Origin of the sequence: Mycobacterium europaeum (assembly GCF_034555895.2) — a bacterium.
GTDB classification, from domain to species: Bacteria; Actinomycetota; Actinomycetes; order Mycobacteriales; family Mycobacteriaceae; genus Mycobacterium; species Mycobacterium europaeum.
Window position 1 is genome coordinate 72,301 of record NZ_CP157316.1, and the last position, 22,934, is coordinate 95,234.

At 66.2% G+C, this 22,934-nt stretch carries 20 protein-coding genes and 1 pseudogene; 15 read left to right on the forward strand and 6 right to left on the reverse strand.

Annotation, left to right across the window (positions count from 1 at the left end):
- Positions 1-153 precede the first annotated feature (153 nt).
- The 3 genes from U8D42_RS27365 (at position 154) to U8D42_RS27375 (ending at position 3,359) form a co-directional block, all read left to right on the forward strand.
- Positions 154-1,656, forward strand: coding sequence for an aldehyde dehydrogenase family protein (locus U8D42_RS27365; protein ID WP_044059229.1), 1,503 nt, complete (start codon positions 154-156; stop codon positions 1,654-1,656).
- 235 nt (positions 1,657-1,891) lie between these two features.
- Positions 1,892-2,686, forward strand: coding sequence for an alpha/beta fold hydrolase (locus U8D42_RS27370; RefSeq protein ID WP_014379486.1), 795 nt, complete (start codon positions 1,892-1,894; stop codon positions 2,684-2,686).
- A complete protein-coding gene (locus U8D42_RS27375) occupies positions 2,670-3,359 on the forward strand; it encodes a TetR/AcrR family transcriptional regulator (RefSeq protein WP_009953194.1) in 690 nt (229 codons plus the stop codon). Before U8D42_RS27370 ends, U8D42_RS27375 begins: the two co-directional genes overlap by 17 nt.
- A gap of 18 nt (positions 3,360-3,377) precedes the next feature.
- On the opposite strand, the gene U8D42_RS27380 is transcribed toward U8D42_RS27375, so the two are convergent.
- Positions 3,378-4,589: a CaiB/BaiF CoA transferase family protein gene (locus tag U8D42_RS27380; RefSeq protein ID WP_082147612.1), complete on the reverse strand. Its 1,212-nt coding sequence runs from the start codon at positions 4,587-4,589 to the stop codon at positions 3,378-3,380.
- 53 nt (positions 4,590-4,642) lie between these two features.
- A complete protein-coding gene (locus U8D42_RS27385; RefSeq protein ID WP_047323407.1) occupies positions 4,643-5,404 on the reverse strand; it encodes an SDR family oxidoreductase in 762 nt (253 codons plus the stop codon).
- Between the two features lie 173 nt (positions 5,405-5,577).
- On the opposite strand from U8D42_RS27385, the gene U8D42_RS27390 reads away from it, so the two are divergent.
- The 10 genes from U8D42_RS27390 (at position 5,578) to U8D42_RS27435 (ending at position 15,602) form a co-directional block, all read left to right on the forward strand.
- Positions 5,578-6,576: a dihydrodipicolinate synthase family protein gene (locus U8D42_RS27390; RefSeq protein WP_224112268.1), complete on the forward strand. Its 999-nt coding sequence runs from the start codon at positions 5,578-5,580 to the stop codon at positions 6,574-6,576.
- 15 nt (positions 6,577-6,591) lie between these two features.
- Positions 6,592-7,710 carry an acyl-CoA dehydrogenase family protein gene (locus tag U8D42_RS27395; protein WP_047323409.1) on the forward strand — a complete coding sequence of 373 codons (1,119 nt, stop codon included), beginning with the start codon at positions 6,592-6,594 and terminating at the stop codon, positions 7,708-7,710.
- Positions 7,707-8,702, forward strand: coding sequence for an acyl-CoA dehydrogenase family protein (locus U8D42_RS27400; RefSeq protein WP_224112267.1), 996 nt, complete (start codon positions 7,707-7,709; stop codon positions 8,700-8,702). Before U8D42_RS27395 ends, U8D42_RS27400 begins: the two co-directional genes overlap by 4 nt.
- Positions 8,699-9,511, forward strand: a complete 813-nt coding sequence (locus U8D42_RS27405; RefSeq protein ID WP_047323410.1) for an enoyl-CoA hydratase/isomerase family protein — start codon at positions 8,699-8,701, stop codon at positions 9,509-9,511. Before U8D42_RS27400 ends, U8D42_RS27405 begins: the two co-directional genes overlap by 4 nt.
- Positions 9,511-10,251 carry an SDR family oxidoreductase gene (locus U8D42_RS27410; RefSeq protein WP_047323411.1) on the forward strand — a complete coding sequence of 247 codons (741 nt, stop codon included), beginning with the start codon at positions 9,511-9,513 and terminating at the stop codon, positions 10,249-10,251. The genes U8D42_RS27405 and U8D42_RS27410 overlap by 1 nt, the downstream gene beginning before the upstream one ends.
- On the forward strand, positions 10,248-11,879 hold the full coding sequence (locus U8D42_RS27415) for an AMP-binding protein (protein ID WP_224112266.1): 1,632 nt from the start codon (positions 10,248-10,250) through the stop codon (positions 11,877-11,879). The genes U8D42_RS27410 and U8D42_RS27415 overlap by 4 nt, the downstream gene beginning before the upstream one ends.
- An 8-nt stretch (positions 11,880-11,887) precedes the next feature.
- Positions 11,888-12,721 carry an acyl-CoA thioesterase gene (locus U8D42_RS27420; RefSeq protein WP_081235440.1) on the forward strand — a complete coding sequence of 278 codons (834 nt, stop codon included), beginning with the start codon at positions 11,888-11,890 and terminating at the stop codon, positions 12,719-12,721.
- Positions 12,718-13,557, forward strand: coding sequence for an enoyl-CoA hydratase (locus tag U8D42_RS27425; protein WP_047323413.1), 840 nt, complete (start codon positions 12,718-12,720; stop codon positions 13,555-13,557). Before U8D42_RS27420 ends, U8D42_RS27425 begins: the two co-directional genes overlap by 4 nt.
- A gap of 150 nt (positions 13,558-13,707) precedes the next feature.
- Entirely contained in the window at positions 13,708-14,268 is a 561-nt protein-coding gene (locus U8D42_RS27430) for a MarR family winged helix-turn-helix transcriptional regulator (protein WP_167380149.1), read from the forward strand.
- An 821-nt stretch (positions 14,269-15,089) separates the two neighbouring features.
- Positions 15,090-15,602 carry a Dps family protein gene (locus U8D42_RS27435; RefSeq protein WP_047323414.1) on the forward strand — a complete coding sequence of 171 codons (513 nt, stop codon included), beginning with the start codon at positions 15,090-15,092 and terminating at the stop codon, positions 15,600-15,602.
- Between the two features lie 637 nt (positions 15,603-16,239).
- Here the strand turns inward: U8D42_RS27435 and U8D42_RS27440 are convergent.
- Complete coding sequence (locus tag U8D42_RS27440; RefSeq protein ID WP_047323416.1) at positions 16,240-17,874, reverse strand: class I adenylate-forming enzyme family protein; 1,635 nt, start codon at positions 17,872-17,874, stop codon at positions 16,240-16,242.
- Positions 17,874-19,118 (reverse strand): cytochrome P450, encoded by a 1,245-nt coding sequence (locus U8D42_RS27445; protein ID WP_047323417.1) that lies wholly within the window; start codon positions 19,116-19,118, stop codon positions 17,874-17,876. Before U8D42_RS27445 ends, U8D42_RS27440 begins: the two co-directional genes overlap by 1 nt.
- Here U8D42_RS27445 and U8D42_RS27450 point away from each other — a divergent pair.
- Positions 19,079-19,561, forward strand: a complete 483-nt coding sequence (locus U8D42_RS27450; RefSeq protein WP_322860573.1) for an acyl-CoA dehydrogenase family protein — start codon at positions 19,079-19,081, stop codon at positions 19,559-19,561. The two genes, U8D42_RS27445 and U8D42_RS27450, sit on opposite strands and share 40 nt — an antisense overlap.
- Positions 19,562-19,602: 41 nt before the next feature.
- Here U8D42_RS27450 and U8D42_RS27455 read toward each other — a convergent pair whose 3' ends face one another.
- Positions 19,603-20,397, reverse strand: a complete 795-nt coding sequence (locus U8D42_RS27455) for an SDR family NAD(P)-dependent oxidoreductase (RefSeq protein WP_047323421.1) — start codon at positions 20,395-20,397, stop codon at positions 19,603-19,605.
- 15 nt (positions 20,398-20,412) lie between these two features.
- A pseudogene (locus U8D42_RS27460) lies at positions 20,413-21,105 on the reverse strand (SDR family NAD(P)-dependent oxidoreductase); the annotation flags it as partial.
- Positions 21,106-21,258: 153 nt separating this feature from the next.
- Here U8D42_RS27460 and U8D42_RS27465 point away from each other — a divergent pair.
- Positions 21,259-22,929, forward strand: a complete 1,671-nt coding sequence (locus U8D42_RS27465) for a thiolase C-terminal domain-containing protein (protein ID WP_047323422.1) — start codon at positions 21,259-21,261, stop codon at positions 22,927-22,929.
- Positions 22,930-22,934 lie beyond the last annotated feature (5 nt).

Genomic DNA, 22,934 nt, shown 5'->3' on the forward strand with positions numbered 1-22,934 from the left:
ACATTATATTCTCCCTATAGGGATACGCTGTTGCTAGCGTCTTCTGGCATCGGCACGTCTGCGGCAGTAGGCCCGACTGGGCGATGCAGCGGGCGTCAAATTCTTCAGAGTTGGAGGTAATGCGCGGTGAGCGACCGCTGGGATTACGACAACATGTTCATCGACGGCGCTTGGACGGCCGACGACACGGTCGGGGTCATCAAAGTCATAGACCCGGCCACCGAGGAGGCCATCGGCTCGGTCCCGGAAGCGGGCCTCAAGGCCACCCGCGCGGCGATCGCAGCCGCCCGCCGGGCATTCGACGACGGCCCCTGGCCGCGGACGTCGCCGCGAGATCGGGCAAAGGTCCTACGCCGATTCGCCGCCATCCTTGATGAGCGCCATAATTTCCTCAAGAAGCTGGTGATGGCCGAGTCCGGGTCGGTCGGCTTTCTCGCCGACATCATTCAGGTGCGCGGCACGATTGACATCGCCGAGTGGATTGCCGAGGCCATGGAACTCGCGGTGCGGTGGACCGAAGTGTCTCCGCCGGCCGGGGGTCCGACCGGAATGGCCGGGCACGTTGTGGTCCGCGAACCGGTCGGTGTGGTGGCCGCGATCACCCCGTTCAACTTCCCGTTTTTCCTCAACATTGTGAAGGTCTTGCCGGCTCTGGCGGCCGGCTGCACCGTGGTGCTCAAGCCGCACCAGTGGACGCCGCTTGACGCCTTCGAGATCGCCAAAGCGGCTCAGGATGCTGACCTTCCGCCAGGCGTGCTCAACGTCATCGCGGGTGGCCCCGAGGTCGGGGCGGAGATGACCACCCACCCGCTGGTCGACATGGTCACTTTCACCGGCTCGACTACCACCGGGCGAGCCATCATGGCGGCCGCTGCCCCCACAGTCAAGCGCCTGCAACTCGAGCTCGGCGGTAAAAGTGCGTCGATCGTCTTGGACGATGTCCCTGAAGACCACGTCGCCAACATGGGCATTATCACCTCGATGATCCATGCTGGGCAGGGCTGCGCCATCCAGACGAGAATGCTGCTGCCCGAGCACTTGCTCGATGCGTACGTCGACGGCGCCAAGAGGTCGGCGTCGTCTCTGAAGGTCGGCGACCCCCGCGAGTCCGACACGCTCATCGGCCCGTTGATCCGAGAGCGGCAGCGAGCCCGGGTCGAGGCATACGTGCAATCCGGTCTGGATGAGGGAGCCGAGCTGGTCTTCGGCGGCAAGCGTCCCGCGCACTTAGCCAAGGGGTTCTTTTACGAGCCGACGCTGTTCGTCAACGCCCGCAATGACATGCGGATTGCGCGGGAGGAAATCTTCGGTCCGGTCCTCACCGTGATCACCTACAAGACTGAAGAGGAGGCGATTCGCATCGCCAACGATTCGATTTACGGACTCGGCGGCGGCGTCATCACGGGCAACACCGCGCGCGGCTTCAACGTTGCCCGTCAGATCCGGGCCGGAAATGTCTCGGTGCAGACGGTGGGGCCGCCCACCGTCAACGTCGAGGCTCTGGGCAGCTCCGGCCCTGGCTGGTCAGCCGATCAGCCCAATGGGGTGGGCATCACCGGTGTCTTCGGCGGATTCAAGCAGAGCGGCATTGGCAGGGAATGGGGCCACCACGGAATTGAGGAGTTCACCGAACTCAAATCCATCGCCTGGAGCTGAGTTGCAATCACTATCACGTGTGCGATAGGCAGGCTGGCTTTGATTCAGCATGTTAACCTCGTGAGACAGCACCTGAGCGTTTTGCACTGGTAGAACATGGTGGGCGTCATGCAAGAATTTGCTCACTCAAACCGAGGGCATGAGGGAGACAAGTGGAGGCTCAATGGGGGTCATCTGTCTCCGAACGGACCTGTGGTGTGCCGTTGAACGAGAAGCAGGTTGTTGAGGGCCGTGCATGACTGGGCAGCTGGGAGCGCCTCGTCCCTTCACCTATCAACACGATGGGTTGACGTTGGCCTATGCGGTGGTCGGCGACGGACCTCAGCCGGTCTTGTTCGTCCACGGCGCGACCGCCACGGGCGAGTTCGAGTGGGCTGGCCTGGCCGCGGCCCTGGGGCCGGGGTACCGATGCATCCTGCCCGATCTACGCGGCCATGGCCGATCGGAATTCCGATCGACGGCTACGACGGGGACCGCAGTCCGCTCCGACCTGCGGTATCTCATCGAGTATTTGGACCTGGGACGCCCGCACATCGTGGGTTTCTCCTATGGTGCGGAGATTGCGCTGACGCTGGAATTGGAGAACCCGGGAACGGCCCGATCCTTGATCCTCATTTCTCCCGGGACGGGACGCCCCAGCGACTACCGCGCTCCTCGGCTGGAGCATCTGCACCGCACGTGGCCGTTTGCGCTACGACGCTTGCATGAGGCCGTGCACGGGCCCGAGCACTGGCGCGACCTGGTCACCGCGCTACACGAGGACAGCGTGTCTTGGCCCGAATTGAGCGAGGAGACGTTGGCCGGCATCGCGTGCCCGATTCTGTTGATGGCAGGGGATCGGGACGAACTCACGCGTCAGCAGCAGGGTCGGCGATTCGCGCAAGTCAATCCGCGGGCCCGGTTTGTCGAGATAGCGGGCGCGGCGCATTCCGCCCACCAGAAGTGCCCAGATACGGTCAGGGGAGTTATCGGCGACTTCCTGGCCGAAGTCGACCTTGAGAGAGCGGAGCGTCATGGCGCGGTCAACTGAGCTGAAGGCAAAGAAAAATCACCAGCCGGCGGAGGCGCCCGTACCGAGTTGGCAGCGGGACAGTGTCGATCGCTCGCTGCGCAACGCCCGCGCGCGAGCCCAGGCACGTAGCGATCGCTTCGTGTCGGCGGCGATACAGCTCCTGGGGGAGCGAGACGAAAGCGACTTCACCATCCAAGACGTCGTTGACAAATCCAGCATGTCGCAGCGGACTTTTTACACCTTTTTCGATGGCAAAGACAGCCTGCTGTTGGCGGTGTACGAGACGATCCTGCGGACCACGGCGATGCCAATGATCCGCGAGCGGTGCGACGGCATCACGGATCCCGTGCAGCGGGTGCGGGCCTTAATGGAGGCACTGTCTGAAATCACCGCGATGCCGGCCCGACTGGCGCGTGGGCTCAGTGTCCTGCACCTGCGGCTGGCCGAGTCCCGCCCCAACGACCTCGCTTACGCCCTGGAACCCTTGCACTCCTTCATCGTTGAGTTGCTCGAAGAGGTTGCCGATGCAGGCTTGCTCCGCGATGACGTGCCGTTAGCCACCCAGGCCGCGCTACTTCAGGAGCTCCTGCTGGCGACGTCGCACTCCGCGGTGTTGTCCGGTGGGCGGACGACCAGTGTCGATGACCTGTGGGCTTTCTGCTCGGCGGCCATCCTCCGCGCGGCAACCTAACAGCCGAGGCGGCACTTCTCAGGTCACCGCGCCACTGACCTTGAGGTCGATCAGTTCGTCGTCCGACTTGCCGAGCGCCCGCAGAATGTCATCGGTGTGCTCGGCGAATTGTGGCGCCCGCTTGAGCTGTACGGGCTTCTCGTCGAACTGCACCGGGTTGGCGACCAGTTCCCGCGGAGCGCCGTCGATGTCGAGTACTTCGGCGATCATTCCATTGGCTCGCAACGCCGGGTCCTGGCCCACTTCCCACGGATCCTGCGCGATGGCCCACTGGCCTTCCATGCCGGCGAACCGGGTGACCCATTCGGCCAGCGGCCGCGCGGCGAGCACCTCTTGCACGATCTCGGCCGCTACCGGCGTATTGCCCATGAGTGCCTCGGTGCTAGCGAATCGCTCGTCATGGATGAGGTCCTCGCGGTCGATGTGCCGACAGAACTCGGGCCAATAGCGCCCGGGTTGGAGCATGGCCAGCACGAGCCAACGGTTGTCGGCGGTTCGGTAGTTGCCCACCAGCGGGTTCATCGGCGCCGTGTTGCCGGGTGCGCGGGGCGCCGGTGGGCCGCCCTCGAGAAGCGCCAAACCTACGGAGAGAGCGCTGGCCCAGGCACCCACGCCGAGCAGTGAGACGTCGACAACCGACGTTTCGCCGGTGCGTTCGCGCGCTAGGAGCGCCGCGGCGATGCCTCCGGCGATGGTCATTCCGCCCAACGAATCACCGTAGGCACCGGCAGGCATCTTGGGAATGCCATCGAACTCTGCAGGCGCGGCCCCCACCGCGCCACCGGCCCGAGCCCAGAAGGCGGTGCTGTCGTAGCCGCCCTTCTCGCTGTCAGGGCCGTTGGCGCCGAAACCGGATCCGCGGACGTAGATGATGTCCGGATTGATCTTGCGGACATCGTCGAGTTCGATGCCCAGCCGCCGTCGCGCGGCGGGCAGGAAGTTCGTCAAGAACACGTCACTGGTGCGGATCAGCTCGTGCAGCACCTGCAGCGCTTGGGGCTGCTCCAGCGCGAGGCCGATGCTGCGCTTGCCCCGATTGGGGTGTTCCATCAAGGGTGCGAACGACCCGCTGCCGACCGCCATGCCCATCACGGCGCTCAGGCCGCGCTGGGCATCACCCTTTTCTGCGTGCTCGACCTTGATGACGTCGGCACCCCAGTCGGCCAAGACCGCACCCGCGGACGGGACGAAGGTGAACTGTGCCACCTCCAGTACCCGGACGCCGTCCATCGGTCGAATCACTTTGTCTCCTTTGCGGTTTCGGCTTCATCCTGGGGAGGGGCTCAGCTGCTGGCCGGACGGACGTGGATCACATCCATCATCACTTCGCGGGGCCTGGTGATGACGTCGTGCAACACGTCGGCGACGGTGGCCGAGGTGAGGAGGTGGGTACCACTCATCCGGGTGAGGTAGCCGTCGGCTTCCCACAGCGGCCAGGCCTTTTCGAGGTCGCCCGGCCCGAAGTTCTCGTGGATTCCGGTATCTCCGACCGCGCCGAGGACGACCAAGGTCACCCGGATGCCGTCTCGGCGCAGCTCCTTGCTCATGGCTCCGGTGAAACCGTTGAGGCCACGTTTGGTGGCGGCGTAAAGGGTCATCATCGGCATGTCGTCGAGCGTGATCTCCGAGGAGATGTTCATGATGTCGCCGCCGCCGGCCGCGCGCAGTAGCGGAATGGCAGAACGCGTCGTGTAGATGGGTGCCACCAGGTTGGTGTTGACGGTCACGGCGATATCTTCGTCGCTGGCTTCTTCGATCAGCCGGATCCGGCTGGCACCCGCGGAATTGATCAGGACGTCGATACGGCCGAACTGCGTCGCGATCTGTTCGAAGGCGGCCTGCACATCGTGGCTGTTGGTGATGTCGGTGACGATCGGAACGGCACTGGGCCCGATGATCTCGACGACCTCGTCGAGCAGCAATTTACGGCGGGCCAGCAGCACGACCGTCGCGCCGTCCTGCGCGAGGCGGATGGCGGTGGCCCGGCCGACGCCCATCGATGAGCCGGCAATCACGGCGACTCGGCCCTCCATGCTCTGCGACATCACGCTCCTCATACTGGCCGGTTGCCGCGCTATCGAAAAACGCGGATCAGGGTGCATCGAGCATGCACTTGTTCCTTGCATGCAATGCACATATGGTTCTACCATGACGCGTACGTGATAGTCATCACCTGGCCCGGAACTCGCGTCCGGCAAAAATGCAGAAGGAGTCGGTTGTGGTCACAGGTGTCACCGGCAAAGAGGCGAAGGACTGGGCGTCGGAGCACCTGTGGGGCAATTGCAGTTCGCTCTACACTCCGTTCTACGGTCTCGACGGCGACGAAATCGACTACGGGGCACTGCGCGCGCTGGTGCGGCATTGCCTGGTCGACCTGGACCAGGACGGTATTTGGCTGACCGGCGGTATCGCCGAATTCTGGTCACTGACCACCGACGAACTCAAAGAAGTAGTCCGGGTCGCGATCGAGGAGGCTCGACGGGTCAAACCCGGCGCGCTGGTGCAGGTGATGTCGAGTACCGACACTGCCAAGCAGGCCGTCGAGCTCACGCTGAACGCCCAAGAGCTGGGCGCCGACATCTGCTACATCCTGACGCCGTATTTCGAGTGCTCGGGGAAGCCCGGGGTGCTGGAATATCTGCGCTATGTCGCCGATCGCACCGATATGCCGCTGGGCTTTTTCAACTCTCACTCGACAGGGCTGGTGTTAACCCCCGAGGAATGTGTCGAGCTCTACCGTGAGATCCCCGCTCTGTGCGGACTGAAGAACGGGCTGCTCGATGCGGAGCACAGCCTCGCGATTCACAAGCTGGCCCCGGAAATGGTGTTGTGGGAAGCGGCCGATGAGGCCGGGATCCGGTTAGGGATACCCCACCCCGGAGCGCTGGGTTCGGCCCTCTACCTCTACGAGAAGCCGGGTGCACTGCTGTTCAGCGAGTGGCGCGCACTGCTGATGCTAGGCGATTTCGAGCGCGCCGATACCTTCGCGGCCGAGACCGGTCTGACCGCCATGCGCGAGGCGAGCCGCCGCTATCAGTCCCATCCCGCCCGCCCCGGAATGTTCACGCATTGGGGAGCCGGGTTCAAATTCGGCGCTTCGTTGCTCGGCCTCCCCGTCGGTGACCACCCTGCCCGGCCGCCGCAAACCGCGTTCCCCGACGACCTGAAGCAGCCGATCCGTGAGGCCTATGTCGCCTCTGGGTTCATCGAGTCCTGAGAACGGAGAGCTGTAGTGGAGGTGCGCGAATTTCGCGCCAGCGTGCGGGCCTGGATCGACGAGGTCGGAGAGCCGTTGGTCCCCGCGATCGAAGACCAAAGTGTTGACGCCCAGCTGCACCATCAACGTCAAGTGCAGCGACTGCTGTTCGACGCCGGCTGGATGCGCTGGGGCTGGCCGACCCGGATCGGTGGCCTGGGGGGCTCGCCGATGCTGCGCGCCGTCCTCGGCGAGGAGCTCACCAGCCGAGCGCTGGTGCACACCACGTCCTGGTCGATGCACGAAGTGCTCGGGCCGGCGGTGGCCGAGTTCGGCCGGCCCGAACTGGTCGAGGAGATCTTCCCGCGGCTATTGCGGGGCGAGGAATTCTGGTGTCAGGGGTTCTCCGAGCCCGATGCGGGCAGCGACCTGGGATCGATGCGGACGACCGCGCGCCCGTGCGGCGACGGCTGGGTGATCAACGGCGAGAAGTTGTGGACCAGCTGGGCGCACCACGCCACCCGGTGCATCGTGTTGGCCAGAACCGGCAGCGCCGGATCGCGGGGTATCAGCGCTTTTCTGGTGGATATGGACACCCGGGGCGTGACCGCGAGCCCGCTGGAGACGATGGCCGGTGTCGACGAATTCTGCTCGACGTCGTTCGTCGACGTCGAGGTCCCCGCGCAGCGTCTGCTCGGTGAGCTGAACGCCGGCTGGCGGGTCGCACAGTTCATTTTGTCCTGTGAACGCGGCCCGATTTTCTGGCAGCGCGGCGCCTGGCTTGCCCACCATCTCGGTCTGCTCCTTGACGCCGCACGCGACGGGGCGTCCGCGTCGACCCTCGGCGAGGCCTACCAGCTGTTGTGGGCTTTTCGCGCCACCTCGAAGAACACACAGGACCGCATCGCTGCGGGTGATATGCCAGGACCCGAAGCCTCGGTGGACAAGATCATGATCGCTGCCGCTGATCAGGCCGTGTTCGACGCGGCGCGCGAGCTGCTGCGCGGCGACATGGAAACCGATGACACCGCGCGCAGCCGGGCGTGGCGCCGCGAGTGGGCGTATTCGCGCGCTGCCACCATCTACGGGGGCACCAGTGAAATACAGAAAGATATCGTGGCTACGCGGCTGCTCGGATTGCCGAGAAGCGCGTGAAGCAGGCTCACACCATCGATGCCGCCGAGCGGGAACTGATGGCGACGACCATCCGTGGACTGGCGGAGGAACTCGACGGGACCGAGCTTGCGCAGGCACTCGATGCGTTCGGGTTCGCCGACTTGCTCGCCGAGGCGCCCCGGGATGCGGTGTCGGCGCTGTTCACCGCGCTCGGTGGCGCCGGATCGATGTCGACGTCGCTGCAGGATGTGCTGCTGCGACCGTTGGCCGAACATCTGCCGGCCGCGGCGACGGGATACAACGTTGTCCTACCCGGCATCGGCGCCGATCTGGTCGGCGCGGCTGACGGCGAGCTGCTGGCGGTGCGCGGCCTGGTCATCGGAGCGCGGCCGGTGTTGAGGTATCTGGCGCCGATCGCGATCCGCGGTGAGCTGGTCTGGGTTGACCTGCAGGAGTCGTCGGGGGTCTCGACGCGGCGGATCGATGGTCTTGATCCGGCATTGCAGATGATCGAAGTCAGCGGCGTCGACGTGCTGTCCGAGGTGGTCCTGGCTGGGAAACAGGCCGTTGCAGCCTGGGATGCAGTGGCAACGGCAGGCCGGGTGGCGCTGGGCTACCAGATCATCGGGGCGGTCGGGCGGATGATCGAGCTTGCCATCGACCACGCCTGCAGCAGAGTGCAATTCGGCCGGCCTATCGGCTCCTTTCAGGCGGTAAGCACCCGGCTGGCCGACGCACACGTCGCTCGTGCGGGCGCCGCCGCGGCCCTCACGTCGGCCTGGGATGCCGATGATGCCGTTTTAGCGGGTCTGCTGGCGAAGTCGTTGGCGGGGCGTGCGGCCCGCATCGCCGCCACCCAGTGCCAGCAAGTCCTGGCCGGCATCGGCTTCACTGCCGAGCATCCCTTCCACCGCTTCTTGGCCCGTGCGCTGGTGCTGGATTCGGTGCTGGGCTCGGCCAGCGAACTGCCCTCGGTGATCGGTGCCCGTTTGATTTCGGCCGGGACGATTCCCCGGTTGGTAGAGCTGTGAGCGGCGGCGATCCGTCCTGCGCGGAAACGCATCCGGCCGTCATCGTCGACCGTCTCGGGTCGGTGGCGCGCGTGACGTTGTCCCGGCCGGAAAAGGCCAACGCCCTGGACGCCGAGATCACCGATGCACTGCTCGGGGCCGTCCTTGCGCTGCGTGATGAGCCAGACGTGCGCGCGATGGTGCTGACCGGCGAGGGCAGCGCATTCAGCGCCGGCGGGGACTTCAAGACCATCCGTGCCATGCGCGATGACCGCTCTCTGCGCGACACCGTGCTCGCCGCCCACCAAGAGCTGTTCTGGGCAATGACGCGCCTGCCGTTTCCCACCGTCGCCGCCGTCAACGGCGCCGCGGTCGGTGCTGGCGTCACGGTGGCGCTGCTGTGCGACCTGGTCGTGGTGGCCGAAGACTCCTTCCTCAGTGATCCGCGGGTTTCGCTAGGGCTGCTCGACGGTGCCGGCGGGTTGCTGCTGTGGCCGTTGCGCACGAGCCTGTCCGCCGCCAAGGAACATCTGCTCCTGGGCGACCGGGTCAGTGGCGCCGAAGCGCATCGCCTGGGGCTGGCGAACCGGGCGGTACCCGCAGCCGACGTGTTGCAGGAGGCGCTGCAGCTGGCCGATCGCCTCGCCGCGCTCCCGCAGCAGGCCGTCCGGCAGACGCGCCAGCTGCTGAATTTCCACATCGACCGGGTTGCCGCGTTACTGCCACATTGTGCCCGCGCGGAAAGCGAGTGCTTTGACACCGAGGAGCATCGCGTGCTGCTCGAGCGGCTGAGCGCACGCGCGGCAGCCAAGAACGCGAGGATCCCGTAATGGCTCGCGTCGCATTGGTCACGGGCGGCACCCGGGGGATAGGTCGTGCCATCACCGACCGGCTGACGCATGCCGGTGTCGCGGTGGCCGCGGCATATGCCCGCGACGACGTCGCCGCACACGCCGTGCGCGAGGAGGCTTCGCGGTGCGGGGCCACGGTGAGCCTGCATCAGGCCGATGTCGGGGAGCCGACATCCTGCCAGCGGCTGGTTGCCGACGTTCTCGAGCAGCACGGCCGGCTGGACTACTTGGTCAACAACGCCGGGATGGTCAACGAGCAACGGCTCAGCGAGGTCAGCTCCGAGGACTGGCAACGCCAGCTCGCGGTCAACCTGTCTGCGGCGTTTTACCTTAGCCAGGCCACGCTGGCGCACATGACCCAGCAGCGTTTCGGGCGGGTGGTCAACATCGGCTCGGTCACGGCACTGCTGGGCAGCCCGGTGCAGATCGCCTACGGCGCTGCCAAGGGCGGCATCGTCGGCCTGACCAGATCGTGTGCTCGGGCGGTCGCGCGCAAGGGCATCACCGTGAATTGCGTGATACCCGGCAGCTTCGATACCGATATGTCGGCCGAGCTGGCATACACCGACCGGGATGCGGTGACGTCGATGATCCCGGTCGGGCGCTGGGGCCGTCCCGAGGAGCTGGCGCACGCCGTCGCGTTTCTGCTCGACGACCTCGCTTCCTATGTCACCGGCGCCGTCCTGACCGTCGACGGCGGAATGAGCATGGGTGGATGAGCATGAACCGAACTCGACTCACCGCGAGTGACATCGTGGCGCCGCCGGTGGCCCCGGAGCGCCTCGCCGAATACCGCCGCTTCGGCTACATCAGCGACCAGACGATTTCTGCGTCGGTCGTCCGCGCCGCCCGTCAGTGGGGCTCACAGCCGGCCCTCGCCGAAGGCGGCCATCAGCTGACGTACCAGGAGCTGCTCGAGGTGGTCGAACGTGCTGCCGCGTGGCTGACCGGGGCGGGTATCGGGTCCGGCGACGTCGTCTGCTGGCAGACGCCGAACTGGTGGGAAGCTCACGTGCTGGGTCTGGCGGTCTGGCATGCCGGGGCGGTGAGCTGCCCGGTCGCCCCGTTCTACCGGGAACACGAGCTGCGCCAGGTCATCGAAGAGGTGCGGCCGGCCGCTGTGGTGACCGCCGAGGCATTTCGTGGATTCGCCCACGCCGACGCGTTCGACGACCTGCTTGCGGCGACCGGTCTCGGCGACGTTGCCCGAATCGTGCTGCGGGGGACCCGGCCGGGCTGGGCGCCGTTCGACGCGGTCGTCTCGCACGGGCGCCGCCAGAAATCCGCCACGGTCGGACCCGATGATCCGTGCCTGATCCTCTTCACTTCGGGCACGACGTCGGGTGCTAAGGCCGCGGTGCACTCGTCGCGCACGTTGCTGGCCGAAACCCGCCAGCTCGTTGATGCGTGGGGCCTGTCCTGGGAGGACGTCGCCTACATGGCCGCCCCGCTGCAGCACATCACCGGCGTGCTCAACGCAATGACCATCCCGTTGCTGGTCGGCGCCTCCGCGGTGCTGGCCGACCGTTGGGAACCTGACGTCGCGGTGGCCGACATCATGCGCCACCGGGTGACGTATTCGGCGGGGGCAACGGTTTTCCTGCAGGAATTGACCGACGCCGCTCGCGCCGCCCGCGTGCACCTGCCGCTGCGGATGTTCGCCTGCGGCGGGGCGGCGGTGCCGCGCGCGGTCATGGAACGCAGTGAAGAGCAGGGGATTCCGGCCGCCCGGGTGTACGGCATGACCGAACTTCCGACCGTGACGGTGATGAACCGCGCGTATCCGTTCGACCTGCGCGCGGGGACCGACGGCGCGATCGCCCCGGGGGTGCAGGTCCGGGTCGTCGGGACGGACGGCGAGCCGCTGGCCGCAGGCTGCCCGGGCGAACTGCTGGTGCGCGGGCCCGAGCAGATGCTCGGCTACCTCGATCCTGACGCCAACCGGGCGGCCCTCGACGACGCGGGATGGTTCAGCACCGGGGATGTCGGTCTCGTCGACGGTGCCGGCTTCGTCACCATCACCGGGCGGGTCAAAGACGTGATCAACCGCGGCGGCGAGAAGTTCTCGGCCCGCGAGATCGAAGACCTGCTCGTCAAACACCCGGCGGTGCGCAGCGCCGCCGTGGTACCCGGACCCGACGCAAGGTTCGGCGAAGTGCCCGTGGCGTTCGTCGTATTCGACCAGCCAGGCCAGGTGACAGCCGAAGACCTGTGCCGCCATCTGCACGCCACCGGACTGGCCCGCCAAAAGACCCCCGTCGCTTGGCATTTCGTCGACGCGTTGCCGACGACCCCTTCGGGGAAGGTCAAGAAGTTCGAGCTGGTCGCAACCGCGAGCACCGAGTAAAGGCTGGGATGAATCTCGATCAATTTCGCGCCATGCTCACCCTCGGCGACGACATCAAGGGCCGCACCGTGTTGCCGGTGCCGGATCCGAGCGCAGAGCGGATCTTCGGCGGACAAATCATGGCCCAGCTCATCGTTGCCGCCGCACCACCGGGATCTGCCAAAGCGGTGAAGTCACTGCAGATCGCGTTCCCGCGCGCCGGACGCGCTGCCGACCCGTTGTACCTGGACCTCGAGCAAACCCACGACGGTCGGTCACTGGGCCATCGGCGCGCGGTGGCGTGGCAGGGCGAGGAGGCCGGCCGGCGGGTGGTCGCGACCGCGTCGATCCTCGTCGACCGCGCCGACCCAACTGAGCAAGGGTACAACTATCAGTACAGCGCCGCCGCGGCCGGTGATCCGATGGCCGCCAAACCCATTGACTTTGCCGTGATCCCGGGCGAAGCCCGCTTGATCGGCGACGGTCTGGATGTTGAGGACGCGGTGGCCGCGGACCTGGCGTTCTGGATGCGCTGCCCGGACTTCACCGATACCGCGCTTGCCCAACCCGTCATCGCCTACATCTCGGACTGGCCGCTGATCGGCACCCTGCTCCAGGCGGTGCCCGGGGTCAGCCAGCGCGACGCCCACGTCAGCGTCCAAACCGGTGTCGTGACGCATTCGGTGTGGTTTCACCAGCCGTTCGACGTCGCGCAGTGGCTGCGGGTGCAGATCCACGGCGTGCGATTGATCGGTGGCCGCGGCTTCGGCACCGGCGACGTGTACACCCAGTCCGGATCACACGTGGCGTCCTTCGCGCAGGAAAGCGTCATAAGGACCCCACCGAAAGGAATGCAGCCATGACAGCTCAACACTTCGTCCGCTACGACTTCGACGATCGGGTCGCGGTCATCACCCTGGACCGCCCCGACGCCGCCAACGCCCAAACCCCGGGCATCCTCAAGGACCTCGACGAGGCCTGGCGTCGCGCCGACGAGGACCCCGAGGTCCGGGTCATCGTCTTCCAAACCACCGGTAAGCATTTCTCGGCCGGGCACGACATGTCGGGCACCGATCCTTCGGCCGACGGACGCAGCCTGAGCCCGCAGCGCACCGACGGCAAGCTGCTCGCCGACACCTACTACGACTGGGAGACCCGCGGTTACCTCGAATACGCGAAGCGCTGGCGCGACATCCCCAAGCCGTCCATCGCCGCGGTGCAGGGCAAGTGCATCGCGGCCGGGCTGATGCTGTGCTGGCCGTGCGATCTCATCGTCGCCGCGGACAACGCGCAGTTCTCCGACCCGGTCGGTCTGCTGGGCATCATGGGCGTCGAATACCATGCTCACACTTGGGAACTCGGTCCCCGCAAGGCCAAGGAGATGCTGTTCACCGCGGGTTCGGTGTCGGCCGAAGAGGCGCTGCGCTGCGGGATGGTCAACCATGTCGTACCGCTGGACGACTTACGTTCCGCCACAATGGATCTCGCTCATCGCGTCGCTCAGACCGATCCGTGGGCCCTGCGAATGGCCAAGCGGGCGGTCAATCAGACCCTGGACACCATGGGCTTCTCGACGGCGATCGCCTCATGTTTCGACATGCATCATCTCGGCCACACCCGGGCGCTGGCCGCGACGAACGGCCAGACGGTCGTGATGGCCGACCTGGAACGGATGAAAGCCGCGGGCCGCGCCCGGTGAAAAGGCTGGGTCGGAGTCAGGAATTGGCCACGGTGAGTAGGCCACGCGGTCGCCGCGGGAGTCAGCGGGCGGTAACGTCGGCGGCAAGCCCTCGACGCGAACCGATGCTTTACTTGCTCGCGCGAACAGATACTACGTATGTTGAGACTCATGGCAGGGAAGCCGGGCAGCAAGAGAGCGCGAAGGACAAAGCTCGAAGGGGTGACCTCGCTTAGCGCGGGTGAATCCAAGGTGATTCGCGCCTTACACCCGGGTTTTGTGACCATGATGCGGCAACTCGATGCTGACTTGCAGCACGAACATCGCATGTCGCACGCGGAATTCGTCGCGTTGATGTTCTTGTCCGAGGCTCCCGACCGTACGCTCGGGCTCAGCGAACTGGCTCGGCGCTGCCAGCAGTCGCTGAGCGCGATTAGCCGCACCATCGGGCGGATGGCGGCCGATGGGTTGGTCCGCCGTGAGCAGTCATCTCAGGACGCCCGCGCTTACAACGCCGTGCTCACTGATGAAGGGCTCACCCGATTGGAGCAAGCCGTCCCCACCCACGTGGTCAGCCTGCGTCGCCACCTATTCGATCACCTCGACGGTGTCGACCTCAGTGCCATCGGCGATGCATTCGAAAGCATCGCGGCCGCCGCTAGTGGAGACCCCCATATAGTTCCCGATCAACCATCACCAGACACCCCGGTAGGGCGATACATCACGGGCTGAACGGGCTGGGGTCGGTGGCGGTAGTCCCGGCAATCGGGCAGAGAGACCCGCCCGGATTCCCGGCTCTATTCCTTCCGCCCGCCGAGATGGGCTGCCGCCGGGTGGGGCTGTCTTCTGGCAACTACAGCTGAGGCCGCCAAACGGGTTGGGGTCGGTGCCGCCGATCGCGTTCGGGTCGGCGTTGGCGGGGGACGCCCCAACAACGGAGCCGAGAGCGATTGCTGCGCTGACCACTATTTTCGTGATCGCTCGGCGGTGCTGACTTGTCATGTCATCTTCTTTCGTTTGAGACGAACGGACGCCGCATCGTTGCGCAGACTGACTGGCTTGCTTGCGCCAGCAAGCATATGATTGCTTGCGCGTACAAGCAAGCGGTAGGTCTGTCGACGTGACACACAGCAGGGCGGTGCCGCCGCTGACCGCTCAGGAACGCAGGGTGATCGGGGCTCTCCCCGCGGCCCCCTGGCCATGATGGGCGAATTCGACGCCGACCGTGTTGCAGGAGCCGGCACGCAGGCTTCCCACGCCAAGGCCAGGGTTCGGGTAGTCGCTGGGCCTGTCACTAGAAGCTGGACGTGCCGCGCCCTCGGCACTCCGCTCTAACGCATTGCTGCCGCGCAGCATTCAATTCTGTGTCCAGCTTGTGATTGCAGGCCGCGAGGACCGACCAGCAGGGTCGTTGCGGTCGATCTTCTCAGCGTCGCACATTGTCGCCTGTGGGCGACGCCACCAATTGACCTCTGCCATCGGCACTTGTTTGTTGGCGCCGGCAAGCATATGATTGCTCGCGCAAGCAAATTACTAGGAAGGGTGCCAGACCCATGACCGCCGCCCCCATAACCCATCGGCGTGACAACCGTCGTTTCGCTGACGACATCCGGAATTTCACGGCGTCCCCACAACTGGCCGTCAATCTGCAGCGCGTGCTGGTCGACCTCGTTGAGCTGCACCTGCAGGGCAAGCAAGCACACTGGAACGTCATCGGCTCCAACTTTCGCGACCTGCACCTGCAGCTCGATGAGCTCGTTGACGCCGCCCGCGAGGCCAGCGACACCGTTGCCGAACGGATGCGTGCCCTCGATGCCGTTCCCGACGGCCGGTCCGACACGGTCGCAGCCACGACGAGCCTGCCGCAGTTCCCGAGCAACGAGATAAACACCGGCGACGTCGTCGATCTGGTGACCACACAGACGTACGCAACGGTCGATACCATCCGTGACGTGCACGACGCCGTCGACGCCGACGACCCCAGCACGAGCGATCTGCTCCACGAGATCATCGACTCGCTGGAGAAGCTCGCTTGGATGATCAAGTCCGAGAACCGCAAGATTTAACCCGGCAAGCACGACCGCCCGCCGGCTCCGCGTGGTCTGCTGAACGAGTCAGCGCCTGCGGCGCAAGTACGCCGATCGGATCGCCGACGATTCTCAGCGCTTCCCGACCAAGCCGTCAAACCGAATGTCCCACTGCCCCTCGACGACGCCCTGATTGCGGCGGGCCGGGCAGATTGCTCCTTCGGAGCTGACTATCGGCGGAGCATTCGCTTGCTGTCAAAGCTGTTCCACGCCTGCGGACGAAGCTCGATAACGACGCGGTCCTGCCGGGCCAACACCGCGGCGTCTAGGCCGGCCATTTTGCAGAACTGCGGGTAGAACCATTCGGTTGTGGACACGTCATCGCGCACGACTTCCAACGTCCGGGCACTGACCATCCGGCCATGGCCAAGCGGTTTACTGCGCTGGAAACTGCGACCGTGCTTCGGGGGTCGCCTATTAGGCAGTCGATTCCGGGACGGTCGCGGAAGGACGTCACCCAGAACGCATCGCGCTCAAACACATAGGTTAGGAATGCCGACACTGGCCAACCGTCGCTGTTGAGCCAGGAGACGGTGCATTCGTTCTGCGCTGCAAGAAGCTGCATTCGCTCGTCATCCGTCGGACGGAAGGCTGCGAAATCCACGGTTTTGCCTTCTTAGGCACGACGAAGTTGGTCCGTCGTCAACAGCCTAATCAGCCCATGGCGATCGAGCTTGCCGGTAGGGAGCATCGGTACCTCGCTCTCGGCAAGGATCGCGATCACTGTCGGCACCTTGAACCTGGAGAGGTTGGCGCCGGCGTGGGTGGCAACGGCGTCGGTGGACAACTGGGCGCCGTGCGCGGGCACGACGGCGGCTCCGACGACCTCGCCGCGGACGGGGTGGGGCAGGGCGACGACGAAGCTGTGCAGCACGCCGGGCATGGCGTCCAGAACCGATTCGACCTCTGCCGGTGAGACATTGGACCCGGCCGTTTTGATCAGGGCGCTGGCGCGGCCGGTGAAGTGCAGATGCCCGGCGTCGTCGAACCAGCCGCGGTCCCCGGTGTCATACCAGCCGTCGGCGGTGAACACCTCGTGGCGTTCCTGTTTGTAGATCGCGTTCATCAGGATCTGGCCGCGCACCTGGATCTGGCCCTCCTGACTCTGCGGCACCGGAAGACCCGCGGTATCAACGATCCGGTGCTGCACAACCCCGGGCAACGGGATTCCGAAGGAACCGCGCCGTTCCGGGGGAAGCGGGGTGTCGGGCACCTCGACCATGGTGTGCGGGCCGCCGGTCTCGGTCATGCCGAGCAGGTTTGGGGCCAGCTCGGGTTCGCTGGGTCGACGGTCGGGCGGGAGCGCCTGCAGCATGGTGCCGCCCCGGACGGTGGACAGGTCGCGCTTGGCGAAATCGGGGTGGTCGGCCATGGCCTGGCTGGCTTGTGCCCAGCAGGAGATGAAGGTGGCTCGGTCCCGTTCCAGCAGGGCAAGCGTGGCGCCTGCGTCGAACACGTCTTGAGCCAGGATCGCGGCTCCGGTGGACAGTGCCTGCAACACCACCATGGTCAGTCCGCCCACCCAGAAGAACGGCATTGGGGAGTAGATGCGGTCGGCAGCGGTGATGCCGCGGTGGCGGGCCAGGATGGCCGCGTGGCGCACCAGGCTGCCATGGGTGTGTACGACGGATTTCGGCAGCGCCGTGGTACCCGACGTCGTCACCAGCACGAGCTCGTCGGCGGGTTCGACCTCCTGCTCGGCCGAGCCTGTCAGGGTCGCGACGGGCCCCTTGTTGCCGGGCCACGGCGTTGTCCACTCCCGGTCGCAGTCGGGCCAGACGTGCACTCGGCGCAGGTACGGGACCGCGGCTAGAGCGATCGCCGCGTTGCCGTCGGCCACGCCCGGTAGTGCATCGGCTACTCGGGCAACCAGATCGTGGCCGGCGATCGACCGGCCCATCAATAGCACCTGAGTGTCGGTGTGGCGCAACAGCCGAGCGAGTTCGGCGCCCGGTGCAAAGGTCGACAACGGGACGGTGAGCGCGCCGATGCGCGCCGCGGCCAACCATGCGATGAGCCACTGGGCGCAGTTGGGGAACAGGATGCCGACGCGGGTTCCCTTGCCCACGCCCGATGCCAACAGCGCATCGGCGAGTGCCCTGGACTGCGCGTCGGCCTCAGCGAAACTGAGCCGCTCGGAGTCGGTGACCAGGAACTCGCCAGCAGGCTCGGCGCGCCGCCGTGACAGCAACTCGGGGACACTGCCCGGCAGCCCAAGGAATGCATCCGAGGCGGTCTGCGCCGCGGCCATCAGGCGACGTGCACCGGGATATGGGAGTAGCCGGCTACGTTGGACATTGTCACCCGCCGCAACCCTTCGGTATCCACGGTGAACCGCGGCCAGCGCTCGCGGATCGCGTGCAAGGCCACCCGAGTCTCGAGCCGCGCCAACCAAGAGCCCAGACAGCTGTGCGCGCCATATCCGAAAGCCAGGGTGGTGGAGCCGCCCCGCCTGATGTCGAACGCGTCGGGCTGGTCATAGGCCCGCGGGTCGCGGGTCGCAGCCCCGGTAACAAGCAGCGTCGGAGATCCGGCGGGGATGGTGCCGCCGTCGAGTACCACATCACGGGTGGCGAACCGGCCCTGATACTGCGAGGGCGGGTTGAGTCGCAGCATCTCCTCGATCGCGCCGGGGACTAGGCCGGGATCGGCGAGCACCAACTCCCACTGATCGGGATTGTGGTGAAAAGCCATGGTGCCGTTGCCAATTAGCTTGGTGACTGTTTCGCTGCCCGCCGCCGCGATCAGCACCGCGAACGTGGCGATGTCCTCGTCGGTGAGCCGGTGCGTCACCCCGGTCTCGTCCTCGTAGGTCGCGTCCACCAGCCTGCTAATGATCAGGTCGTCGGGCTGGCGGCGCTTCTCCTTGGACAGGGCCAGGAAGTAAGCGTTCATCGCCATCGAGTCGGCGACGCCGCTTTCGGTAGCGAAGGGGTTGTTCGGCTCACGGTGCAGGAACCCGTCGGTCCAATGCCGGATCTGCTGGCGCTCTCCCGGGGGGACGCCGAGCATTGAGGAGATGATTTCAACCGGGAACAGCGCCGCGAAGTCGGCCACGATGTCGAAATCGTCTCTGCCACTGAGGGCGTCGGCGTAGGAGGTGACGACGTCGGTCACTAGCGGCTCCAGGTTGGCGATCGCCGCCTTGGTGAAGACCTGGCGGACCAGCTTGCGGAGCAGTTCGTGTTCGGGGGGATCCATGAGGATCAACATCTTGAGTTCGTCGAACCTGTGGCGCATCGACAGTGCGTCCAGGGTGACGCCGTAGGCGCTGCTGAATGTCTCCCAGTCGCGGTGGGCGGCAACGACATCCTCATTCCGGGTCAGGGCATAGAAATCCCACCGCTCGCTGTAGTACACCGGCGCCTCGTCGCGCATCCAGCGATAGGTGTCGTAGGGGTCGTCGAAGAAGCTGTCGGAGTACGGGTCGAACTCCATGGGGGAGCCATCCTCGCGTGGTTTGGTGGCCGATCCCGCACCGTGGTCAGTCGACATCTCAGGCGTCTATCCGCATCATGTTCGACAGCGCCGATGATGCACTGGAATTCGCCCGCACGCACCGCGGTCCCGACGGCGCTCAACTGATCAACGATGTCCTGGTCCGCGAGCGCCTGGCCCGCATGGCGATGGAAGCTCAGGTGGCCGACCTGCTGGACCTGCGGGTGGCCTTCCTCGACGCCGAGGGCGAAAAGCCAGGTCCGGTATCGGCGTTGTTCGGGCCGGAAAGCTACGTGCGCGCATCGGCCGCGGCGGTCGACATAGCGGGGGCCGCGGGCATGATCGACTGGACCGACCCGGAATGCGCTGTGGACGGCGCCCTGGACGCGCACTATCGCAGCGCCGTCGCGTCGACGATCTACGGCGGGTCCAGCGAGGTGCTGCGCAGCCTCATCGTGGAGAACCGCCTCGGGTTTCCGCGTAGCCGTCCACGGCGCTGACGGGCCTCCCCCGCGGACGATACGCCGAGAAGGCAACGCGCTCAAAGGAAGTCGCTGCCACCGTCGACATTGAGGTGGGCGCCCGTCATAAACGTGTTGTCTGGTGAGGCACAGAACGCGATGACGGCGGCGACCTCGTGAGGCAGCCCGAGCCGACCCAAATCCACCGACATGCCGTGGCCGCGCCCCAGCAGTCCGAAGGCGCCCACGGGATCATTCGTCGCGATGCCGGCGGAGGCGAGCACCGGTCGCGCCCAATCGGTGAGGATCGGACCCGGGGCGACGGCGTTGACCAAGATGGCATCGCTGGCCAGACTGCGGGCGAGGTTCTTCGTCACGCTGAGGAGCGCGCTCTTGGCCGCGGTGTAGCTCACCAACCCCGCCGACTGGTGCTGCACCGACATCGCCGTCACGTTGACCACCCGGGCCCACTCTGCGGCTCGCAGCAGCGGTAAGGCCGCACGCACACACCGGACCGTGGACAAGACGCCCTGGTCGAACGCCGCCGTCCACGCCGCGTCGCCCAGGTCCTCGAAGCGACCGGCGCCGGTCGGACCGGCCGCATTGACCAGCACGTTGAGCGCACCCCAGCGCACGCCAACCATGTCGAAGATGGCCTCGACATCAGACGTCGAACTGAGATCCGCGGTCAACGGCAGCACCTCCGGACTGCCGGCGTCCGCCAATGTCGCGGCGGTTTCCTTCAGCCGGGCGTCGTCCCTGCCGATGACGCCGATCCGCGCGCCCTGTTCGGCCAGGCATACCGCCGTCGCCAGCCCGATGCCGCGGGTGCCCCCCGCGATCACCGCGGTGGCATCGCCGAATCCAAGATCCACGATCGTCGCCTACTACGACAGCGCCAGGGCGGCGTATTCGTCGGGCCGGCCCATCCGACGGGGGAAGGCCGCGTCGCGGGTCAGCTCACCAGCCATTTTCTCCGGAATTCGCGACGTGATCCCGGTGGCGAACAGGCTCGGCGCGACGGCGGTGACCCGGATGCCGAGGCTGCCGAGATCACGCGCCATGGTCAAAGTCATGCCCGCGATCGCGGCCTTCGCGGCGCTGTAGGCGACCTGGCCGATCTGCCCTTCGAACGCCGCAATCGAGGAAGTGTTGACGATGACGCCGCGTTCCTCGTCGTCGGGCTCGTTGCGACTCATGTGCCAGGCCTGTAACCGGTTCAGGTTGAAGGTGGCGATCAGGTTCAGCTCGATCACCGAACGGAAGGCGTCCAGGGGGTGCGGTCCGCTCTTGGACAGCGTGCGCGCCGACACCCCGCCACCTGCGGTGTTGATCGCGATGTGCAGGGCCCCCAGGCCTTCGATGACCGCCCCTAGCGCAGTCTCCACGCCGTCGGTGTCGGTGACGTCGCACGGGTGAAACGACGCGCCAGCGCCAAGTTCGCTGGCCACCGCGGCTCCGTCCGACGACGGCAGGTCCAGCACGGCGACTCGAGCACCCCGCTCGGCCAGCCGTTCGGCGGTCGCCCGGCCCATGCCCGAGGCGCCCCCGACGACCACCGCGCCGCTGTCCTTGACCTTCACGCCAACCTCAATCCGCTGTCACGACGTGCTGTCCTCCTACGAGGACATCACAGTACACATAAGTAGATCCATGCTCTATTAATTCGGCTAGGCATATATTCGTAATCTGTTACGGTGCGTGTTGGTTGTTCGTCGGTTGTGACCGGAGGTGTGATGACAGAGCCCGGCCCCGCCGAGCCGGTGGCGCGGCCGCTGCCGCAACCGACCATCAGCTCCGAGCCGTTCTGGACGAGTGGAGCCGACGGGCGCCTGCGGATCGCTCAATGCCAGGCGTGCGGCCGCTACCAGCACCCGCCCCAGCCGATCTGCCCGCACTGCCGCAGCTGCGAGGTGGCGATGACCGCGGTATCGGGACGTGCGACCGTCGCCGGTTTCACCGTGAATCATCAGCAGTGGCTGCGACGCTTCCCGCCGCCCTACGTCGTCGCGGTCGTCGCCATCGCCGAAGACCTTTCGGCCCGACTGACCACCAACATCGTTGGCTGCGAACCCGAGCGCGTCGCTGTCGGGCTGCAGGTCAAGGTGGTGTTCGAGCAGCACGACGATATCTGGATTCCGCTGTTCGAACCGGATTCCGAGGCCGCCGAGGTCGGGCCGGTTCCAGGCCCCCGGGATCTGACTCGCGATGTGCGGCCCATGTTGTCCACCCGCAAGTTCGAAGACAAGGTGGCGCTCACGGGGGTCGGGAGCTCGACGATCGGGCGTCGCCTCATGGTCGATCCGGTGTCATTGACCGTTACGGCGTGCCTGCACGCCGTGGCCGACGCCGGCTTAACGCTCGAAGACATCGACGGTCTGGCCACCTATCCGGGCGGGCTTGCCGGAGGGATGTCGGAGGGCGGGGTCACGGCGGTCGAGGAGGCTCTGCGCATCCGGCCCACCTGGATCGCTGGTGGGGCCGAAGTTCCCGGACCCAGCGGCAGCGTCGTGTCGGCCATGCTCGCCGTCGCCTCTGGGCTGTGTCGGCACGTGTTGTGCTTTCGAACGGTCTGGGAATCAACCCATACTGCCCTGGCCAGGCGCGCCCAGCCCGCGGCAAGGGAAGGGCGGGCATCGGGCATATTCGAGTGGCGCGCACCGTTCGGCGCGATGTCGGCAGCCAACTGGATCGGGGTCAACGCGTCGCACTACTTCTGGCGCTACGGCGGCGACCGCGCCTCGACGCTGGCCCCCATCGCCCTGACGGCGCGGGCGAACGCGTCGCGCAATCCGGCAGCGATCTACCGCGATCCCCTCACCCTGGACGACTATCTGTCAGCACGGATGATCAGCTCGCCGTTCGGCCTCTACGACTGCGACGTGCCGTGCGACGGGGCGATCGCGGTCGTCGTGTCGTCGATTGACACCGCGGCGGATCGGCCGAAACCACCGGTGCTGGTTGAAGCGGTCGGAACCCAGGTGCTCGACCGGATCTCTTGGGACCAGGACACTCTCACGCACGAACCGCAGGTGTTTGGTCCCGCGAAACACCTGTGGACCAGAACCAGCCTGCGGCCCGACGATATCGACGTCGCCGAGCTCTACGACGGGTTCACCTTCAACGCCGTCTCGTGGCTGGAGGCGCTCGGGTTCTGTGGTGTCGGCGAGGCCGCGGATTTTCTCGACGGCGGAACCACGATCGCGCTGGACGGGAAGTTGCCGCTGAATACCCACGGGGGTCAATTGTCTGCCGGACGGACCCACGGCTTCGGCTTCTTGGCCGAGGCCATCGCGCAACTGCGTGGCGAGGCCGCCGGGCGACAGGTCGCCAACGCACAGGTTGCGGTCGTCACTACCGGCGGCGGTACGCCCGGTGGAGCGCTGCTGCTGAGACGGGAGCACTGATGCGC